20 protein-coding genes are annotated in these 16,384 nt (G+C 68.9%); 13 read left to right on the top strand and 7 right to left on the bottom strand.

The features are described from left to right. Window positions 1-77: 77 nt before the first annotated feature. From ED92_RS03865 to ED92_RS03845, 5 genes are all read left to right on the top strand, one after another. Entirely contained in the window at window positions 78-491 is a 414-nt protein-coding gene (locus ED92_RS03865; RefSeq protein WP_052120361.1) for a helix-turn-helix domain-containing protein, read from the top strand. Beyond that, entirely contained in the window at window positions 488-1,162 is a 675-nt protein-coding gene (locus tag ED92_RS03860) for a hypothetical protein (RefSeq protein WP_037333052.1), read from the top strand. The genes ED92_RS03865 and ED92_RS03860 overlap by 4 nt, the downstream gene beginning before the upstream one ends. Window positions 1,163-1,247: 85 nt before the next feature. Beyond that, a complete protein-coding gene (locus tag ED92_RS03855; protein WP_037333051.1) occupies window positions 1,248-1,541 on the top strand; it encodes a DUF2516 family protein in 294 nt (97 codons plus the stop codon). A gap of 14 nt (window positions 1,542-1,555) precedes the next feature. After that, window positions 1,556-2,110: a YbaK/EbsC family protein gene (locus tag ED92_RS03850; RefSeq protein WP_037335938.1), complete on the top strand. Its 555-nt coding sequence runs from the start codon at window positions 1,556-1,558 to the stop codon at window positions 2,108-2,110. Further along, the gene (locus tag ED92_RS03845; protein WP_037333049.1) at window positions 2,107-3,558 is read left to right on the top strand and encodes an aromatic amino acid lyase; all 1,452 of its coding nucleotides are present in this window, start codon (window positions 2,107-2,109) and stop codon (window positions 3,556-3,558) included. The genes ED92_RS03850 and ED92_RS03845 overlap by 4 nt, the downstream gene beginning before the upstream one ends. On the opposite strand, the gene ED92_RS03840 is transcribed toward ED92_RS03845, so the two are convergent. Then, window positions 3,497-4,213 (bottom strand): ABC transporter permease, encoded by a 717-nt coding sequence (locus ED92_RS03840; protein ID WP_037335936.1) that lies wholly within the window; start codon window positions 4,211-4,213, stop codon window positions 3,497-3,499. The genes ED92_RS03845 and ED92_RS03840 overlap by 62 nt on opposite strands. After that, on the bottom strand, window positions 4,210-4,896 hold the full coding sequence (locus tag ED92_RS03835; RefSeq protein ID WP_052120240.1) for an ABC transporter permease: 687 nt from the start codon (window positions 4,894-4,896) through the stop codon (window positions 4,210-4,212). The genes ED92_RS03840 and ED92_RS03835 overlap by 4 nt, the downstream gene beginning before the upstream one ends. A 173-nt stretch (window positions 4,897-5,069) precedes the next feature. Here ED92_RS03835 and ED92_RS03830 point away from each other — a divergent pair, with 173 nt between their 5' ends. The 3 genes from ED92_RS03830 (at window position 5,070) to ED92_RS03820 (ending at window position 7,648) form a co-directional block, all read left to right on the top strand. Then, window positions 5,070-5,966, top strand: coding sequence for an ABC transporter substrate-binding protein (locus tag ED92_RS03830; protein ID WP_081975689.1), 897 nt, complete (start codon window positions 5,070-5,072; stop codon window positions 5,964-5,966). Between the two features lie 149 nt (window positions 5,967-6,115). Next, window positions 6,116-6,550, top strand: a complete 435-nt coding sequence (locus ED92_RS03825) for an SRPBCC family protein (RefSeq protein ID WP_037333043.1) — start codon at window positions 6,116-6,118, stop codon at window positions 6,548-6,550. 99 nt (window positions 6,551-6,649) lie between these two features. Further along, window positions 6,650-7,648, top strand: coding sequence for an NADP-dependent oxidoreductase (locus tag ED92_RS03820; RefSeq protein ID WP_037333041.1), 999 nt, complete (start codon window positions 6,650-6,652; stop codon window positions 7,646-7,648). A 79-nt stretch (window positions 7,649-7,727) separates the two neighbouring features. On the opposite strand, the gene ED92_RS03815 is transcribed toward ED92_RS03820, so the two are convergent. From ED92_RS03815 to ED92_RS03795, 5 genes are all read right to left on the bottom strand, one after another. Further along, window positions 7,728-8,357 carry a pyridoxamine 5'-phosphate oxidase family protein gene (locus ED92_RS03815; protein WP_037333039.1) on the bottom strand — a complete coding sequence of 210 codons (630 nt, stop codon included), beginning with the start codon at window positions 8,355-8,357 and terminating at the stop codon, window positions 7,728-7,730. Window positions 8,358-8,372: 15 nt separating this feature from the next. After that, window positions 8,373-9,257, bottom strand: coding sequence for a formyltetrahydrofolate deformylase (gene purU / locus ED92_RS03810; protein ID WP_199754866.1), 885 nt, complete (start codon window positions 9,255-9,257; stop codon window positions 8,373-8,375). Next, the gene (locus ED92_RS03805; protein WP_037333035.1) at window positions 9,235-9,894 is read right to left on the bottom strand and encodes a DedA family protein; all 660 of its coding nucleotides are present in this window, start codon (window positions 9,892-9,894) and stop codon (window positions 9,235-9,237) included. Before ED92_RS03805 ends, purU begins: the two co-directional genes overlap by 23 nt. Before the next feature lie 63 nt (window positions 9,895-9,957). Further along, the gene (locus ED92_RS03800) at window positions 9,958-10,755 is read right to left on the bottom strand and encodes a methylase (RefSeq protein ID WP_037333033.1); all 798 of its coding nucleotides are present in this window, start codon (window positions 10,753-10,755) and stop codon (window positions 9,958-9,960) included. Further along, complete coding sequence (locus ED92_RS03795; protein WP_037333031.1) at window positions 10,737-11,234, bottom strand: DUF2505 domain-containing protein; 498 nt, start codon at window positions 11,232-11,234, stop codon at window positions 10,737-10,739. Before ED92_RS03795 ends, ED92_RS03800 begins: the two co-directional genes overlap by 19 nt. Window positions 11,235-11,260: 26 nt before the next feature. Here ED92_RS03795 and ED92_RS03790 point away from each other — a divergent pair, with 26 nt between their 5' ends. The 5 genes from ED92_RS03790 (at window position 11,261) to ED92_RS03770 (ending at window position 16,365) form a co-directional block, all read left to right on the top strand. After that, window positions 11,261-12,313 carry a UDP-N-acetylmuramate dehydrogenase gene (locus ED92_RS03790; RefSeq protein ID WP_037333029.1) on the top strand — a complete coding sequence of 351 codons (1,053 nt, stop codon included), beginning with the start codon at window positions 11,261-11,263 and terminating at the stop codon, window positions 12,311-12,313. A 173-nt stretch (window positions 12,314-12,486) separates the two neighbouring features. Continuing rightward, window positions 12,487-13,662, top strand: coding sequence for an Ig-like domain-containing protein (locus ED92_RS03785; protein ID WP_037333027.1), 1,176 nt, complete (start codon window positions 12,487-12,489; stop codon window positions 13,660-13,662). 52 nt (window positions 13,663-13,714) lie between these two features. Then, entirely contained in the window at window positions 13,715-14,527 is an 813-nt protein-coding gene (locus ED92_RS03780) for an alpha/beta fold hydrolase (RefSeq protein WP_037333025.1), read from the top strand. Window positions 14,528-14,548: 21 nt separating this feature from the next. Beyond that, window positions 14,549-15,853, top strand: a complete 1,305-nt coding sequence (mshA, locus tag ED92_RS03775) for a D-inositol-3-phosphate glycosyltransferase (RefSeq protein ID WP_081975688.1) — start codon at window positions 14,549-14,551, stop codon at window positions 15,851-15,853. After that, entirely contained in the window at window positions 15,850-16,365 is a 516-nt protein-coding gene (locus tag ED92_RS03770) for a YbjN domain-containing protein (RefSeq protein ID WP_037333023.1), read from the top strand. The genes mshA and ED92_RS03770 overlap by 4 nt, the downstream gene beginning before the upstream one ends. Window positions 16,366-16,384 lie beyond the last annotated feature (19 nt).

Genomic DNA, 16,384 nt, shown 5'->3' with positions numbered 1-16,384 from the left:
GGCGTAGCGTTGATGACGTCGCGAGGAGGTGACCGATGTCAGACACCGACCGGGATCAGCCCACATCGGGCGGACCGATGGAGAAGGTCGCGGACATCGCTTCCGACATCGGCGAGTACATCCGCCAGCAGCGCAGCAACGCGAAGATCTCCTTGCGGCAGCTGTCGAAACTCGCCGGCGTGTCCAATCCGTACCTGAGCCAGATCGAGCGCGGGGTCCGCAAACCCAGCGCGGAGATCCTGCAGCAGATCGCCAAGGGCCTGCGTATTTCGGCCGAGGCGCTCTACGTGCAAGCGGGAATCCTCGATCTGCCGATGGGCGGCCCGGTCGGCGACGCGATCCGCGCCGACACCGAGCTGACCGAGCGGCAGAAGCAGGTCCTGCTCGACGTCTACGAATCGTTCCGCCGCGAGAACGCCGCCGCGAAACCCGAGCAGGCGGCCCAGGCGAAAACCGAAGACCAAGTCGAAGAAACCAAGGAGTCAGCATGACCACGGCCACCAAGACCGAACGCAAGCACACCGCCCTCGACCAGGTCCGCACGCCGCTGCTGGCCGCCCTGGGGGCCGGCAACCTGGCCGGACAGGCCGTCGTCGACGCCGTGTCGAAGGCCAAGGAGAAGGTCGTCGAGGGCAGCGAGACCGCCCGCAAGAACATCGAAGAGCTCCCGCACGACGTCGAGGGCCTCCGCGAGAAGCTGGACCCGGCCGAGCTGCGCAAGGTCATCGACGAGTACACCGAGGCCGCGCTGAAGCTGTACAACAAGCTGGCCGAGTCCGGTGAGCAGGCGTGGGACAAGATCGCCGCGCAGCCGCAGGTCAAGAAGGCCATCGAGCAGCTCGAGGACGCGATCAGCACCGCGCAGGACCGCGTCGAGGGTGCGACCACCGACGCCCGCGAGCGCATCGACACCGTGCTCGGCAAGGTCACCAAGGGCACCCGCTCGGTCGGTGAGAAGACCGCCCGCAAGGTGACCGAGGTCGCCGGCGAGATCGCCGACGAGGTCGAGGAGATCGGCGACGACCTCGCGCACGAGACCCGCTCGGCTTCGCGCAAGGTCGCCAACAAGACCGCGCCGAAGACCACGACCACCGCGCGCCGCGCCACCACCAGCCCGGCCGCCAAGAAGCCGGCCACCGCGCCGAAGACCACCGAGAAGTAAGGTCCGCGTGAATTCCAGGGCCCCTGGCACCCGCTTCGGTGCCGGGGGCCCGGGTCATTCGCCCGGTTTGACGTAAGCTGAGGTCGTGTTCGTTGCCAACTGGATCCTCATCGCCATCCATTGGGGCGGCGCGCTGACGGGGCTGTTCGCGTTCGTGCACGCGCTGTTGCAGCGTGCGGACGCGTATTCGGCCGCCGATCGGAAGACCAAACCCATCTGGATGCTCATCACCGGTGGGGCCACCGTGGTGCTGACGTTCTTCCAGTTCTACGGCGGCGGCATGATCCTGTGGCTGCCCGCGCTGGTCGCGGTCCTGGTCTACCTCGTGGACGTCCGCCCCAAGCTCATCGAGGTCCAGCGCGGCGGCCGCAACTGGTGATTAGGGTGGGCGGTGTGACTGACTGGACCATCGCCGGAAGCCTCACCGTCGTCCCCGCCCTCACCCGCACTGATCTGCTCGCCGAGCCCGTCGCGAAGGCACTCGCCGCCCTGCCCGATCCGGACGCCGTCGGCGTCGTCGAGATCGACGCCGAGCTGGCCGACACCGCCGCCTTCTGCGAGGCCTACGGCTCACCGCTCTCCGCGTCCGCGAACTGCGTCGTCGTCGCCGGCAAACGCGCCGGTGAGGTCCGTTTCGCCGCCGCGATGATCCTCGCCACCACCCGCGCCGACGTGAACGGCGTGATCAAACGCCGTCTCGACGTGCGCAAGGCCTCCTTCGCCCCGATGGACGAGGCCGTCTCGCTCACCGGAATGGAGTACGGCGGCATCACACCGGTCGGCCTGCCCGCGGAGTGGCCGATCCTGGTCGACCAGCGCGTCGCCGACGAACCCGAACTGGTCATCGGCAGCGGTATCCGCGGCGGCAAGCTGCTGATCCCGGGCTCCGTCCTCGCGTCCCTGCCCGGCGCCGAGGTGATCGACGGGCTCGCGCGCCCCGTCGAGTGAGGCTGTCCACAAAGGACTTTTCGCTGGCCTCCGCCTTCGAGGCAGAGGTCCTCGAGATCGACCCGGCGTTGCTGGCGAGGCTCGGCGAAAACCGCGCCCGAGTCCTCGCCGCGCTGGACGAGCGCCCCGTCTACGGCGTGAACACCGGTATGGGGCGGCTCGCGGGGGTCGCCGCGCCCGCGTCGAACGCGCACCAGCGGAATCTGCTGATCGGCCGTGCCGTCGGCGGCCCGCCGTGGCTCTCGGCCGACGAGGTGCGGTGGCTGCTGCTGGTGCGCCTGCGGGATCTGCTCGCCCTCGAAGCGGGCGCCGGTCCGGAGCTCGTGACGTTTCTCGTCGACCGGCTGAACGAGGGGTTCACCCCCGCCGTGCCGCGGACGGGGCTGGGCAGCGCCGGCGAGATCATCCCGCTGGCGCATGCCTTTCAGACCTTCCTCGGCGTCGGGACCGTGCTGGTGGACGGCGTCGAGACACCCGCGTCGGAGGTGCTGGCGGAGCCGTACGAGCCAGGTCTCAAGGAGGCCGCGACCCTCATCCAGGGCTCGCCGCTGGCGGAGACGCTCGCCGCCTTCGGGCGGGCCGAGGCCCGGCGGGTGGTGGATCTCCAGACGCTGGCCGCCGCGATCGCGATCGACGTTCTCGGTGCGCCACAAGGGGTCTATCGTCCCGCACTGGCCGGAGACGATCAGGTGCTGCGTTCGGTCCTGCGTGAAGTGAGCGGCCTGATCCGAGGTGCCGTCGAACGGCCGGTCGTGCAGGCGCCCGTCTCCGTGCGGGTGGCTCCGCGCGCGCTCGCTCATCTGACGCGGGTCACCGCCGAGCTGGGCGAAGTGCTCGGGCGCTCCATGCCGACCGATTCGCCCGTCTTCCTCGACGGCGAATTCGTGTCCACGACCGGGTTCCACGCCGTGGAACTCGGGCTGCGGATGGACGCGGTGACGGCGGCACTGGTGCATCTCGGCGAAGTGAGCGTGCAGCGGACGCACCGGTTGCTCGACGAGCGGTTCAGCGGTCTTCCCGCGCAGCTCGCGGTGGAACCGGGGCCACAGGCTGGGCTCGTCCCGCTGCACAAACGCGCGGTGGGGGAGCTGCACGCGCTGCGGCGGCTGGCCATGCCCGCGACCTTGGGTTCCGTCGACACGTCGGGTGGGCAGGAGGACGTGCAGGCGTTCGCCTGGGCGGCGGGGAACCAGCTCCGTGACGCTTGCGCGCGGATGTTCACCATCACCGCCTGCGAGTTGATCACGGGTTCGCAGGCGCGGTGGCTGGCGTCCGGGGACGGGGCGCCGGAGCTGCGCGCGACCTACGAGCGGCTGCGGGAGCTCGTGCCGCCCGTCGAGGAGGACCGGGCGCTGGGCCCGGCGGTCACGACGGTGGTTTCGGCGCTCAGGAACGGGTTTCCGCGCGGGACTGGATCGCCAGCCCGCGAGGGGTCACCCAACGCGTGACGAGCGCGAAAACCCCTTCGCACACCAAAGCCAGTACGACGACCGCGATACCGCCCGCCAGGATCTCGCCGTGGCCGGGCTCCCCGAGCGCGAAACCGTCCACAATGTACCGTCCGAGTCCGCCGCCGTCGTTGACGATCGCGCCGATCGCGACCGTCGCGACCAGTTGCAGGAACGCGACGCGGGCACCCGCGAGGATGACCGGTGACGCGAGCGGCAACTCCAGGCGCAGCATGATCTGCCACTCGCGGTAGCCGGTTCCGCGCGCGGCGTCGACGGTTTCCTGCTCCAGCTGGATGACACCCGCGTAGGTGTTGGTGAACAACGGCGGCAGCGCCAACGCCACCAGCGCGAGCATCAACGGCCAGAAGCTCGTGTCGACTTCGAGCCGGGAAGCCAGGAACCAGAACAGGATCACCAGCCCGAAGCTGGGGATCGCGCGGCCGATGTTCACCGCGCTGGTCGCGAGGAACTGCGCGCGGCGGTAGTGCGCCAGCCACAACGCGGGCGGGATCGTCAGCACGGCCGAGATCGCCAGTGCCAGCAAGGAGAACTGGAGGTGTTCGACCGTCCGGTACGGCACGCCCGCCGGATCGGTCCAGCTCCAGCGGTTCGGTTCGCCGAACCATGCGATGGTCTGATCGATGATGCTCATCGCGACGCCGCCTTCCGCGACCACGGCGCGAGCGCGCGCCCACCGAGCCACAGCAGCAGATCCACCACCACGGCCAGTACCACGGAAAGCCCGACGCCGACGATGATCGACGTCGGATTCGGTGTCGCGGTCTGGATGCCGTTGCGGATGAAGTACCCCAAGCCGCCCTTGCCGAGCATGGAGGTCACCGTCACGAGCCCGATCGTGGTCACCGCCGCGACCCGCAGGCCCGCGATCACCACCGGCAGCGCGAGCGGGAGTTCGACCTGCCACAGCAATCGCGAACGGGTGAAACCCATGCCTATCGCGGCTTCGCGGACTTCCTTGGGGACCTGTTCGACGCCGGTGACGATGTTGCGGATCAGGATGAGCAACGTATACGTCGCCAACGGGATCACCGCTGTGGTGAAGGACGTCAGACCGGTGAAGGGAACCAAAACGGCGAAGGCGCCGAGACTCGGGATGACGTACAGCGAACCGGCCGTGCTCAACGCGACGACGTAGAACCACCGGCGACGCAGCGAAATCGCGGAAACACCGATCGACACCACCAGTCCGATGGCGAGCGCCGCCGCGGTCAGGACGATGTGCTCACCCAGCCGTTCGAAGATCTCGTCGAGATGGCGGTCCACCCAGCGCCACTCGAAGAGCGGCCGTCCGCCCTGGGAGGGTACGGGGAACACGGAGGAGGCTCGCACCGGCCGACCTTACCCCGTTCGGGGCGCCGGATTCCGTTCTCTGGGAGCGCAAGGGGTGCAACTCTCAAAATGTGGATTCTGTCGTGACCCGGAGATACGGTTCATTCCTCTGAACGAGTCATAGGAGTGTGCACGTGCGCTGGACACGGAATGTTCGAGTGGGCGCGGTGCTCGCCGCCGCCATCCTCGGTATGACCGCCTGTGGGGGCGGAGACGACGCGGCGGCCCCGGCCGCGCAGAGCAAGGGCGGGACGCCGATCGTGGTCGCCTCCTTCAACTTCACCGACAGTGTGATCCTCGCCGAGCTGTACGCGAACGCGTTGGAGGCCAAGGGTTACCCGATCACCCGCAAGCTCAACGTCGCTTCGCGCGAGCTCATCTACCCGGCACTGAAATCCGGCGAACTCCAGTTCATCCCGGAGTACCAGGGCGCCGCCATCACCACCGGATACGGCAAGGAAGCCCCGAAGGACGCGGCGGGCGAGCACGAGCAGCTCAAGAAGTTGTTCGAGCCGGACGGCATCGGCCTGCTGGACTACTCCCCGGCGGAGAACAAGAACACCTACATCGTGAAGGCCGACCTCGCCAAGGAGAAGGGGCTGGCGAAGATCAGCGACCTGTCCAAGGTCGACAACGTCGTCGTCGCGGGCGCTCCGGAGTGCGCGGAGCGGCTTCCCTGCTTCAAGGGCTTCACGGACGTCTACAAGCTGAAGGCCACGTTCCAGACCGTGCAGGAGGCGGGCCCGCGCGTCGAACAGCTGCGGTCCGGCAAGGTCACCGTCATCCCGGTCGACTCGGTGAGCCCGCTCGTCGGCGACCCGCAGTTCGTCGCGCTGGAGGACGACCTCGCCATCGTGCCGACCGAGAACGTCGTGCCCGCGGTGAACAAGAAGGTCCTCGACGAGCGCGGCGCCGACTTCGCGGCCGCCGTCAACGCCGTGAGCAAAGCCCTCGACACCGTGCAGCTGCGTGAGCTGAACAAGCGCGTCGACTCGGACGGCGAGAAGCCGGGCGACGTCGCGAAGGACTGGCTGAAGGAGAAGTCGCTCATCTAGTCCCCTTCACGTGCCATGAAAGGTCCTTTCCTTGCGAAATTTGCGAGGAAAGGACCTTTCCTTGCATCCGGGCAGGGGGTGCGCGTTCCCGCTGCGAGCAGCGGTGGAATCGTGGACGCTGTCTTGCCATACGGGTGAAAGGGAGTGGGATGGGAAAGGTCACGGCCGTCGCGGAGCGCACCATCGAGGCGCCGGCGGACAAGGTCAGGGCGCTCGTCGCGGACTACGCCGAAACCCGGCCGAAGCTGCTGACGGAGCACTACCGCGACTACGAGGTCACGGAAGGCGGCGTCGGCGCGGGCACGAAGGCGCGCTGGAAGCTGCAGGCCACGTCGAAGCGCGTGCGTGACGTCGCCGCGACGGTGACCGAGCCGTCCGAAGGCACCCTCGTCGAGACCGACGCGAACTCCAGCATGGTCACCACCTGGACCGTCCGCGAGGTGCCGGGCGGCAGCCTCGTCCGCATCGAGACCACCTGGGACGGCGCGGGCGGCATCGGCGGCTTCTTCGAGAAGACCTTCGCGCCCGGTGGGCTCAAGCGGATCTACGAGGGCGTGCTCGGCAAGCTCGCCGAGGTCGTGTAGCCCTCGCCACAATCGGAATGGGCGCCCCGGTTGGCTCGTTGTACCCGTCGTGAATACGGGGCGACCGCCCCGCTTCGGCAACAGACTTGGAGTTACCTCGTGAACGCAACCGAGATCCGGCTCGCCTCCCGTCCGCACGGTGTTCCGACGCTGGAGAATTTCGAGATCGCCGACGTCGAGATCCCGGTGCCGGGCGAGGGGCAGATCCTGGTCCGCAACCAGGTGCTGAGCGTGGATCCGTACATGCGCGGCCGGATGAGCAGCGCGAAGTCCTACGCCGAGCCGTACGAGGTCGGCAAGGTCATGCACGGCGGCGCCGTCGGCGAGGTGCTCGAGTCCACCGTGGACGATTTCAAGCCCGGTGACATCGTGCTGCACGGTCTCGGCTGGCGCTCGCACGCCGTCGTCGCCGCGAAGCACGCGGTGAAGGTCGACCCGGAGGCCGCCCCGATCACGGCGTACCTCGGCGTTCTCGGCATGACCGGGCTCACCGCGTACGCTGGGCTGCTGGAGGTCGCGGAGTTCAAGGAGGGCGACACCGTCTTCGTGTCCGGCGCGGCGGGCGCCGTCGGGTCCGTCGTCGGCCAGCTGGCGAAGCTGAAGGGCGCGAAGCGGGTCATCGGCAGCGCGGGCACCGACGACAAGGTCAAATGGCTGACCGACGAGCTGGGCTTCGACGCGGCGTTCAACTACAAGGACGCCCCGGTGATCGAGCAGCTGCGCGCGGCGGCGCCCGAAGGCATCGACGTGTACTTCGACAACGTCGGCGGCGAGCACCTCGAAGCGGCCATCGACTCGATCAACCTGCACGGCCGCATGGCGATCTGCGGGATGATCTCGGTCTACAACAACACCGAACCGGCCGCGGCGCCGCGCAATCTCGCGTCGATCATCGCGAAGCGGTTCACCATGCGCGGCATGCTGGTCGGCGACCACTACGCGCTGCAGCCGCAGTTCGTGCAGGAGGTCGCTCCGCTGGTCGCCTCCGGGCGGCTGAAGTACTCGGAGACCATTGTGGACGGTATCCGCAACGCGCCGCAGGCGTTCCTGGACCTGTTGGGCGGGGCGAACACCGGCAAGATGCTGGTCCGCGTCTGACCCGCCTCCCGCTGGATGTCATGAAAGGGCCGTTCAGGACATTTTTCGTCCTGAACGGCCCTTTCATGACATCTGGGGCTCAGTACTGGGTCGTGAGCGCGCCTTCGGTCAGCGCCGCATCGAGCGCCTCCGCCGACACGTCCAGCTTCATCTGGTCACGGAAGATCTGGCCCGCGGTCGGCAGGCTCGACCGCTCCGGCCACGTCTCCGGCTTCCACAGCGACGACCGCAGGAAAGCCTTGGCGCAGTGCATGTACAGCTCTTCGACCTCGACCAGGATCGCCAGCGCCGGCCGCTTCCCCTTGACCACGAGGTCGTCGAAGAACGGCGCGTCCGCGACCAGTTTCGCGCGGCCGTTGATCCGCAGGGTCTCGTTCATCCCCGGGATCAGGAACAGCAGGCCGGCGTGCGGGTTTTCGAGGATGTTGGTCTGACTGTCGAGCAGTTTGTTGCCCGGCCGGTCCGCCAGCGCCAGCGTCTTGTCGTCGAGCACCTTCACGGAACCGGCGGGGTCGCCGCGCGGCGAGACGTCACAGGTCCCGTCGGACGACGCCGTCGCCAGCAGGTAGAACGGCGAGTGCTCGATCAGCGTGCGCGCGTGCGGATCGAGGAAGGGGATGATCTTCCCCTTGGTCCGCTCGGCCGGGTGGCCGAGGTGCTCACGCAGCGCTTCGAGCGTCTCGATCGCCTTGATCTCTGAGGTCCCCATAGCGACAGTGAACCACTAGAAGACGACAGTCCGGTTCCCGTGCACCAGCACGCGGCCCTCCAGATGCCACCGGAGCCCGCGCGCCAGCGTCACCTTCTCGATGTCGCGGCCCTTGCGGACCATGTCCTCGACTGAGTCGCCGTGGTCGACGCGGATGACGTCCTGGTCGACGATCGGTCCCGCGTCGAGGTCGGCGGTGACGTAGTGGCAGGTCGCGCCGATGAGCTTCACCCCGCGCGCGTGGGCCTGGTGGTACGGCCGCGCGCCGACGAACGACGGCAGGAAGCTGTGGTGGATGTTGAGCGCCCGCCCGGCCCACGCCTCGCACAGCTCCGGCGGCAGGACCTGCATGAACCGGGCGAGGACCACGGCGTGCGGGTCGTGCTCGTCGACGAGTTTCCGTACTTCGGCGAACGCCGGCGCCTTGGCGGCCGGGTCGCCGGCGGGGAACGGGACGTGGTGGAACGGGATGCCGTGGGCGCGGGTGATGTCGCCCAGCGACGCGTGGTTGCCGATGACGGCGGCGACGTCGACGTCCAGTTCCCCGGACGCGACCCGGCCGAGCAGGTCGTAGAGGCAGTGCCCGGCCTTGGAGACGAGGATCACCGCGCGGCGGCGCTCGCCGGTGTCGCTGACCTGCCAGCTCGATTCGCTCGAAAGCGACTCCGCGACCTCGGCGAAGCGCGTGCGCAGTTCGGCGGCGTCGAACGGGAGCGAATCGGCGCGGACGACCTGGCGGGTGAAGAACCAGCCGGTGTCCGGGTCGGTGTGATACGCCGCTTCGACGATCCACCCGCCGTGCTCGGCGAGGAAACCCGAGATACGGGCGATGATGCCCGTGCGGTCCGGGCAGCCGAAGGAGATCACATAGCGACGTTCAGGGTTCGACACGCACACCATTGTCGCTGGTCCCGGCCGCCGCGCGGCGCCGGGTCAGTATCCGGACGCGGACCCGCCGCCCGATCTCGATCGCCGCGACCAGCAGCAGGCCGAGTGTGAAGGACAGCAGAAGGCCCTTCTCCGGTTCGTCCGCGAAGGCCGCTCCGCCGACTAGTCCGATCAGGACGCTGTACACCGCCCAGATGCCCGCGCCGAGGGCGTCGAGCGGGACGAATTTGCGTGGCGGGTAGCCGAGGCTGCCGTTGGCGAGCCCGCTCGCGACGCGGCCGCCGGGCAGGTAGCGGGCGGCGAGGATCAGCAGGACCGCGTTGCGCCGCACCTGGATCTTCGCCCATTCGTAGCGCCGGATCCCGTCCGGACCGCGCTGCAGGCGGGCGAGCGCCCGCGGGCCCGCGGCGGCGCCGACGGTGTAGCCGAGGCAGTCGCCCAGCCAGGCCCCGAGTGCGGCGATCAGCGCGAGCAGCGCCAGCTGGGCGAAGTCCGTGCCGATCAACACGGCGACGGTGATGACGGTGGTCTCGCTCGGCATGAACGGCAGGAGCGCGTCCAACCCGGACACGAGGAACACGATCACCCACAGCCAGGGCGATCCGAGCGTGCCCTCGAGCAGCCCGGTGACGTACTCCAGCAGTTCCACGGTTCCATGGTGATCACCGCAGGTCGCTTTGGGGTGACGGAGCGGGGTTCGACCGGTGAATTCCTAGTCAGGGGCCACCGAGGACCACGGCACCGTGAGTTCACCCAGCCGCCACCGCGACGGCCGGTTCAGCACCGGCCAGCCCCGGGCGGTGAGCAGATGGACGGCGTGCGCCCAGCGGGCACGGACGCCGAAGTTCTGGTGCGGCGCCGCCGTCGCCCAGCAAGTATCCAAAGTGGACAGTAGTTCGTGGATGCGTTCGCCGGGAACGTTGCGGTGGATCAGGATCTTGGGTAGTCGTTCGGCCACTGTGGACGGACGTTCCAGGCTGGCGAGATGTACTGACAGGGTCAGGGTGCGCGGTCCGTCGTGTCCGACGGCGACCCAGGTGCTCAGTCGCCCGATCTCGTCGCAGGTGCCTTCGACGAGGAGCCCGCCCGGCGTCATCGCGTCCAGCATGAGCGACCAGGCGCCCGGGACCTCGGCTTCGTCGTACTGCCGCAGGACGTTGAACGCGCGCACCACCACCGGCCGCGCCCCGGCCAGTTCGAAACCGCCGCGCCGGAAGTCCAGCCAGGGCTTGTCGACGGCGGACTGCGCGACGGCGACCCGTTCGGCGTCCAGCTCCAGGCCCAGCACGCGGACGTCACGGCGGACCGTGCGCAGCCAGCGCGCCATCTCGACCGTGGTCACCGGTGAGGCGCCGTAGCCGAGGTCCACCACGAGCGGTTCGTCGGCGCGGTGCAGCAGCCGCGTCACGCCCGGATCGCTCGCGAGCCACCGGTCCACCCGCCGGAGCCGGTTGGGGTTGGTCGTGCCCCGTGTCGGTGCCCCGACCGGTTTCAGCGCTCGGCCAGCCATTTCGCGACGAATTCCGCCTCGCGCTCCAGCAGCTTGGTGACCTGTTCGGCGATCACGCCCTCCAGCTTTCCGCCGACGAACGGGATCCGCACCTTGACCTGGCCGCTGTTGACCAGTGTCGTGCGCTCGCCTTCGGCGGTCAGCGACGTCTTCGCGGTGATCTCGCCCGGCACGCCCGAGACCGCCGCCGTCGCGGTGCCGGTGTAGCCGTTCCCGGCCGCCTTCCAGCTCTGCTCGCGCTCGACGATCAGGTCGCCCCGGTGCAGCGTCCGCACGGCCGACGGGAGCTTGTCCGAGCTGATGCCCTGACGCAGCTTGTAGCGCACTCCGTCCTCGGCCGGGACGTACTCCAGCAGTTCCGCGTCGTCGCCGCCGATCTGCTCCAGCCGCGCCCGCAGCGCCGCCTCGCCGGCGACCGCGTCGAACGTGGTCGCGAGGTCTGCGGAGAACGCTGAGCGGTGCTCGATACGGGAGGCCATGGCGCCAGACAGTACCGTTCACGGGCGTGAGCACTGCCGAAACTCCCACCCTCGCCGACCACACCACGTTGCGCCTCGGCGGTCCGGCCCGGCGTTATGCCGAGGCGAAGACCGTGCGGGCCCTGGTTGACGCGGTCCGCGACGCCGACGAAGCGGGCGAGCCGATCCTGCTGCTCGGCGGCGGTTCGAACCTCGTCGTCGCCGACGACGGTTTCGAGGGCACGGTGCTGAAGGTCGGCAACACCGGCTGGACACGTGACGGAGATCTCGTCGAGGTCGCGGCGGGCGAGAACTGGGACGGTTTCGTCGCGGGCCTGGTCGGCGAGGGCGTCGGCGGGCTCGAATGCCTCTCCGGGATCCCCGGTTCGGTCGGCGCGACGCCGATCCAGAACGTCGGCGCGTACGGCTGCGAGGTGGCCGAATCCCTGGTCTCGGTCGATCTCTACGACCGCGCCACCCGCGAGATCCGCACGCTGACCGCTGAAGAGCTCGGCTTCGGGTATCGCACGTCGATCCTGAAGGGGACCGATGCGGGCGTCGTGCTCACAGTGCGTTTCAAGGTCAGCGAAGACGGCCTCTCCGCCCCGATCCGCTACGCCGAACTAGCCCGCACGCTCGGCGTCGAGATCGGTGACCGGGTCCCGGCCGCCGAAGCACGCGAAGCGGTCCTCGGGCTGCGTCGCGGCAAAGGCATGGTCCTGGACGCCGACGACCACGACACCTGGAGCGCGGGCTCGTTCTTCACCAACCCGATCATCGGCGAGGCGCGGCTGGCGAAGGTGCTGGCGGGCATCGTGGACGTCGTCGGGGAGGACGTGCGCGTGCCGCAGTACCCGGGGCCCGGCGGTACGAAGCTGTCCGCGGCCTGGCTGATCGAGCGGGCCGGGTTCGCGAAGGGCCACGAAGGGCCTGGAGGCCGGGTCTCGCTGTCGACGAAGCACACGCTGGCGCTCACGAACCGGGGCAAGGCGTCGACTGAGGACCTTCTCGATCTGGCGCGCGAAGTGCGCGACGGCGTCGAGGCTCGCTTCGGCGTTTCGCTGCACCCTGAACCCCTGCTCATCAACTGCGCGCTTTGAGCCAAAGACCGCATTCAGAGGACTAAATGCGGGCGGGTGAACAACCCGGCACCACCCTCGTGCGTCTATCCCTCTGAGGGGCGAGGGTGAGTTCCGTCGCCGCGGGTAACGTCGAAGGGGTTCCCGGCGCTGAGCGGGTAGAAGCTCGCGGGGATCTTCATGGGAGGTACACGGTGATCGAACGGCGCACGGTGTTCAAGGCCGCGCTCGCCGCGGGCGCGGCCATGCTGGCCGCCGCCTGCTCCAGCGAAGAAGGCGGCAACGCCAAGCCGGAAGGCAGTGGCGGCGGGGAACAGGGTGCCGCCCCGGTCGCGAAGATCACCGCCGAACCCGCCGCCGACGCCAAGGACGCGTCCGTGGTGACGCCGGTCGTGGTGAAGGTCGCCGACGGCAAGCTCACCGAGGTCAAGGTCACCGGGGACGGCGGCAAGGACGTCAAGGGCGAACTGTCCGCCGACGGGCTCACCTGGACCAGCACCGAGGTCCTCGGCTACGGCAAGACGTACACGTACGCCGCGAAGGCCACCGGCAGCGACAACAAGCCCGCCGAGTTCAAGGGCTCGTTCAGCACGGTCAAGCCCGCCAAGGAGGTTCGCGCCACGCTGAACCCGACCGACGACGCCGAGGTCGGCGTCGCGATGCCGATCAGCGTGAAGTTCGCGTCCCCGGTCAAGGACAAGGCGGCCGCCGAGAAGGCGCTCAAGGTGAAGACCGACAAGGACGTCGAGGGCTCCTGGGGCTGGCTGTCGGACACCCAGGTCGACTGGCGGCCGAAGGAGTACTGGCCCGCGAACATCAAGGTCAACGTCGAGGCGAAGCTCTACGGCGTCGCGCTCGGCGGCGGCGCGTACGGCAAGGCCGACGTGACCACCGAGTTCAAGATCGGCCGCAACCAGGTGGTCAAGATCCACACCCCGGACCACGTGATGAAGGTCTACCGAGGCGGCGCGGAATCGGCGAGCTACCCGTGCTCGAACGGGCTCGACGGCGACGTCCAGCGCAACACCCCCAACGGCACGTTCATCGTGATGACGAAGGAGCCGATGGCGCGGTTCGACAACGCGCGCTACGGCTACACCAACGTCAACAAGAAGTGGTCCTGCCGGATCTCGAACAACGGCGAGTACATCCACGAGAACCAGGACAACGCGGCGAACATCGGCAAGGCCAACACCTCGCACGGCTGCGTGAACCTGCTCGAAGCGGACGCCAAGAAGTACTTCGACTCGGCGATGATCGGCGACCCGGTCGAGATCACCGGTTCGAAACTGGGCAGCCCGACCAAATCGGACGTCAAGAACTGGTTCTACGACTGGAAGTCCTGGAAGGCCCTCTCGGCGGTCAAGTAGCCGTTCGGCCTCGTGAGTCCCCTGCACGCCGGAACCTCATAGGCTGGCGTGCATGAAGACCGAGGTAGTCGGCTACGGCGGGACCCGCATCGGTTTGTGGGTCGAGGGCGCCGAGAACACCCGCCCGATCGTGTTCGTGCACGGCTGGGCCCAGTCGAGTCGGGCGTGGGCGCCGCAGCTGGCCGATCCCGCGCTCAGCGAGCGGTTCCGCCTGGTCGCGATGGATCTGCGCGGACACGGGGACTCCGAAGTGCCCTCCGCCGGCTACGACGATCCCCGGGTCTGGGCGGAGGATCTCGCCTCCGTTCTCGACTTCGCGGGCGACGACGCGATCGTCGTCGGCTGGTCTTACGGCGGGCTGGTCATCACCGACTACCTCCGGGTGCACGGCTCTTCGCGGCTCGCCGGCATCGTTTTTGTGGGCGCTATCACAGAAATCGGCAAGAACCGCCCCGGCGGCAAGGTCGGGCCCGCGATGCGCGACGCCATCCCGGCGGTCCTTTCGGACGATCCGGCGGTCGCGATTCCCGCGTTGGTGCAGTTCAGCGGGCGGATGACGGCCGCCCCGGTGTCCGGCACGCTCACTCAATCGCTTCTCGGCGCCTGCCTTTCCACGCCGCCCGCGGTGCGCTCCGCGCTGTTCCGGCGTGACGTCGGGAGCGAGGACGTGCTTCGTGATCTGGACAAACCGGCACTTATCGTCCATGGTCTCGCGGACGCTGTGATCGATCCGACGTCCGCGGAATACGCGGCGGGGAAGATTCAGGGGGCCGTCGTGCGTTGGCTACCTGAGGTGGGGCATCTGCCGTTCGCCGAAGCGGCGGACGAGTTCGGTGAACTGCTGCGCGGGTTCGCCGATCAGTAGGACTTCGGGAGTGTTGACCAGGTGACGATCCCTCTGCACGGGTTCGACGCCGCGCCCAGGCGCGTCGCGGTGCTGTCGTTGCACACTTCTCCGCTGGAGCAGCCGGGTACCGGCGACGCCGGCGGCATGAACGTCTACGTGAGCCAGACGGCCACCGAGATGGCCCGCCGGGGCGTCGAGGTCGAGGTGTTCACACGGGCCACGTCCTCGGATCAGCCCCCGGTCGCCGAACTGGCGCCCGGCGTGCTGGTCCGGCACATCCCGGCCGGGCCGTTCGAGCCGCTGGGACGCGACGAGCTGCCCGCGCAGCTGTGCGCCTTCACAGCAGGGGTGCTGCGGGCCGAGGCGTTCCACGAACCGGGCTACTACGACCTCATCCATTCGCATTACTGGCTCTCCGGCCAGGCGGGCTGGCTCGCCCGCGATCGCTGGGGCGTGCCGCTGGTGCACACCGCGCACACCCTCGCCAAGGTCAAGAACGCCGCACTGGCCGAGGGCGACACCCCCGAGCCGCGCACCCGCGTGATCGGCGAGGAGCAGGTCGTCGAGGAGGCGGACTGCCTGGTCGCGAACACCCGCGTCGAGGCGCGCGAGCTGATCGAGCTGTACGACGCCGACCCGCACGCCGTGCACGCCATCCCGCCCGGCGTCGACCTCGACCGCTTCACCCCCGGCTCCCAGGCCGCCGCGCGCCGGGCGCTGGGCCTCCCGGCCGACGCGATCGTGCTGGCCTTCGCGGGCCGGATCCAGCCGTTGAAGGCGCCGGACGTCCTCCTGCTGGCCGCGGCCGAAATGCTGCGTGAACGGCCGGAGCTGGCTTCGCGGCTGGTGGTGCTGATCGTCGGCGGCCCGTCCGGGACCGGACTGGAGCAGCCGCAGGCCCTGCGCGAACTGGCCGTTTCCCTCGGGATCGAGGCGCAGACCCGGTTCATGCCGCCGCAGCCGGGCCAGTCGCTGGTCAACGTCTACCGGGCGGCCGACCTCGTCGCCGTGCCGAGCTATAACGAGTCGTTCGGGCTGGTCGCGCTCGAAGCGCAGGCGTGCGGGACGCCGGTGATCGCGGCGGAGGTCGGCGGGCTGCCGGTCGCCGTCCCGCACGGCGTCTCCGGGCTGCTCGTGCCGTCGCACGACGCGAAGGACTGGTCGGGCGCGCTCGCGAACGTCGCGTTGCGGCCCGATTGGCGTGCCGAGCTTTCGGCCAACGCCGTCGTCCACGCGCGACGCTTCTCCTGGCGCCGGACGACGGACCGCCTGCTGGACACGTACGCTCAAGCGACCGGCGCGTTCCGGCGTGCCCTCGAACAGCGCGCGGAGGTGGCGGTTTGACGCTCGACGAGACCTTGCGGTCCTCTTTGGACAATGCGGGCCTGGAATATCAAAGGCGTGGCGAGGGAAGGTACTTCGTCACGTTGCCCGGCACCAAGAAACTGCAGACCAACTGCTGGCTGGTCGCCGGTGACCACGCTTTCGCCGTCGAAGCCTTCGTCTGCCGCCGTCCCGACGAGTCCCATGAGGACGTTTACCGCTTTCTGTTGCGCCGCAACGCGAAACTGTACGGCGTGCACTACACGGTGGACGCGATCGGCGACATCTACCTGGTCGGCCGGTTCGGTTTGGACACGGTCACCGAAGCCGAATTGGACAAGATCCTCGGGCAGGTGCTGGAGGCCGCCGACGGCGACTTCAACACGCTGCTGGAACTCGGATTCGCCGAATCGATCAAACGCGAATGGGACTGGCGCGTCTCGCGCGGCGAGTCGCTGGCGAACCTGCAGGCGTTCAAACATCTCGTCGAGCCTTCGAACGGGCACGAACCCGGAGCCTTGACCGACTCGTGACCCGGACGGTGCAACGGCA

This window comes from Amycolatopsis sp. MJM2582, from assembly GCF_000754115.1.
Taxonomy (GTDB): Bacteria; Actinomycetota; Actinomycetes; order Mycobacteriales; family Pseudonocardiaceae; genus Amycolatopsis; species Amycolatopsis japonica.
Note: the sequence above shows the minus strand (reverse complement) of the source record. Positions and strands in the feature narration are given on the sequence as shown.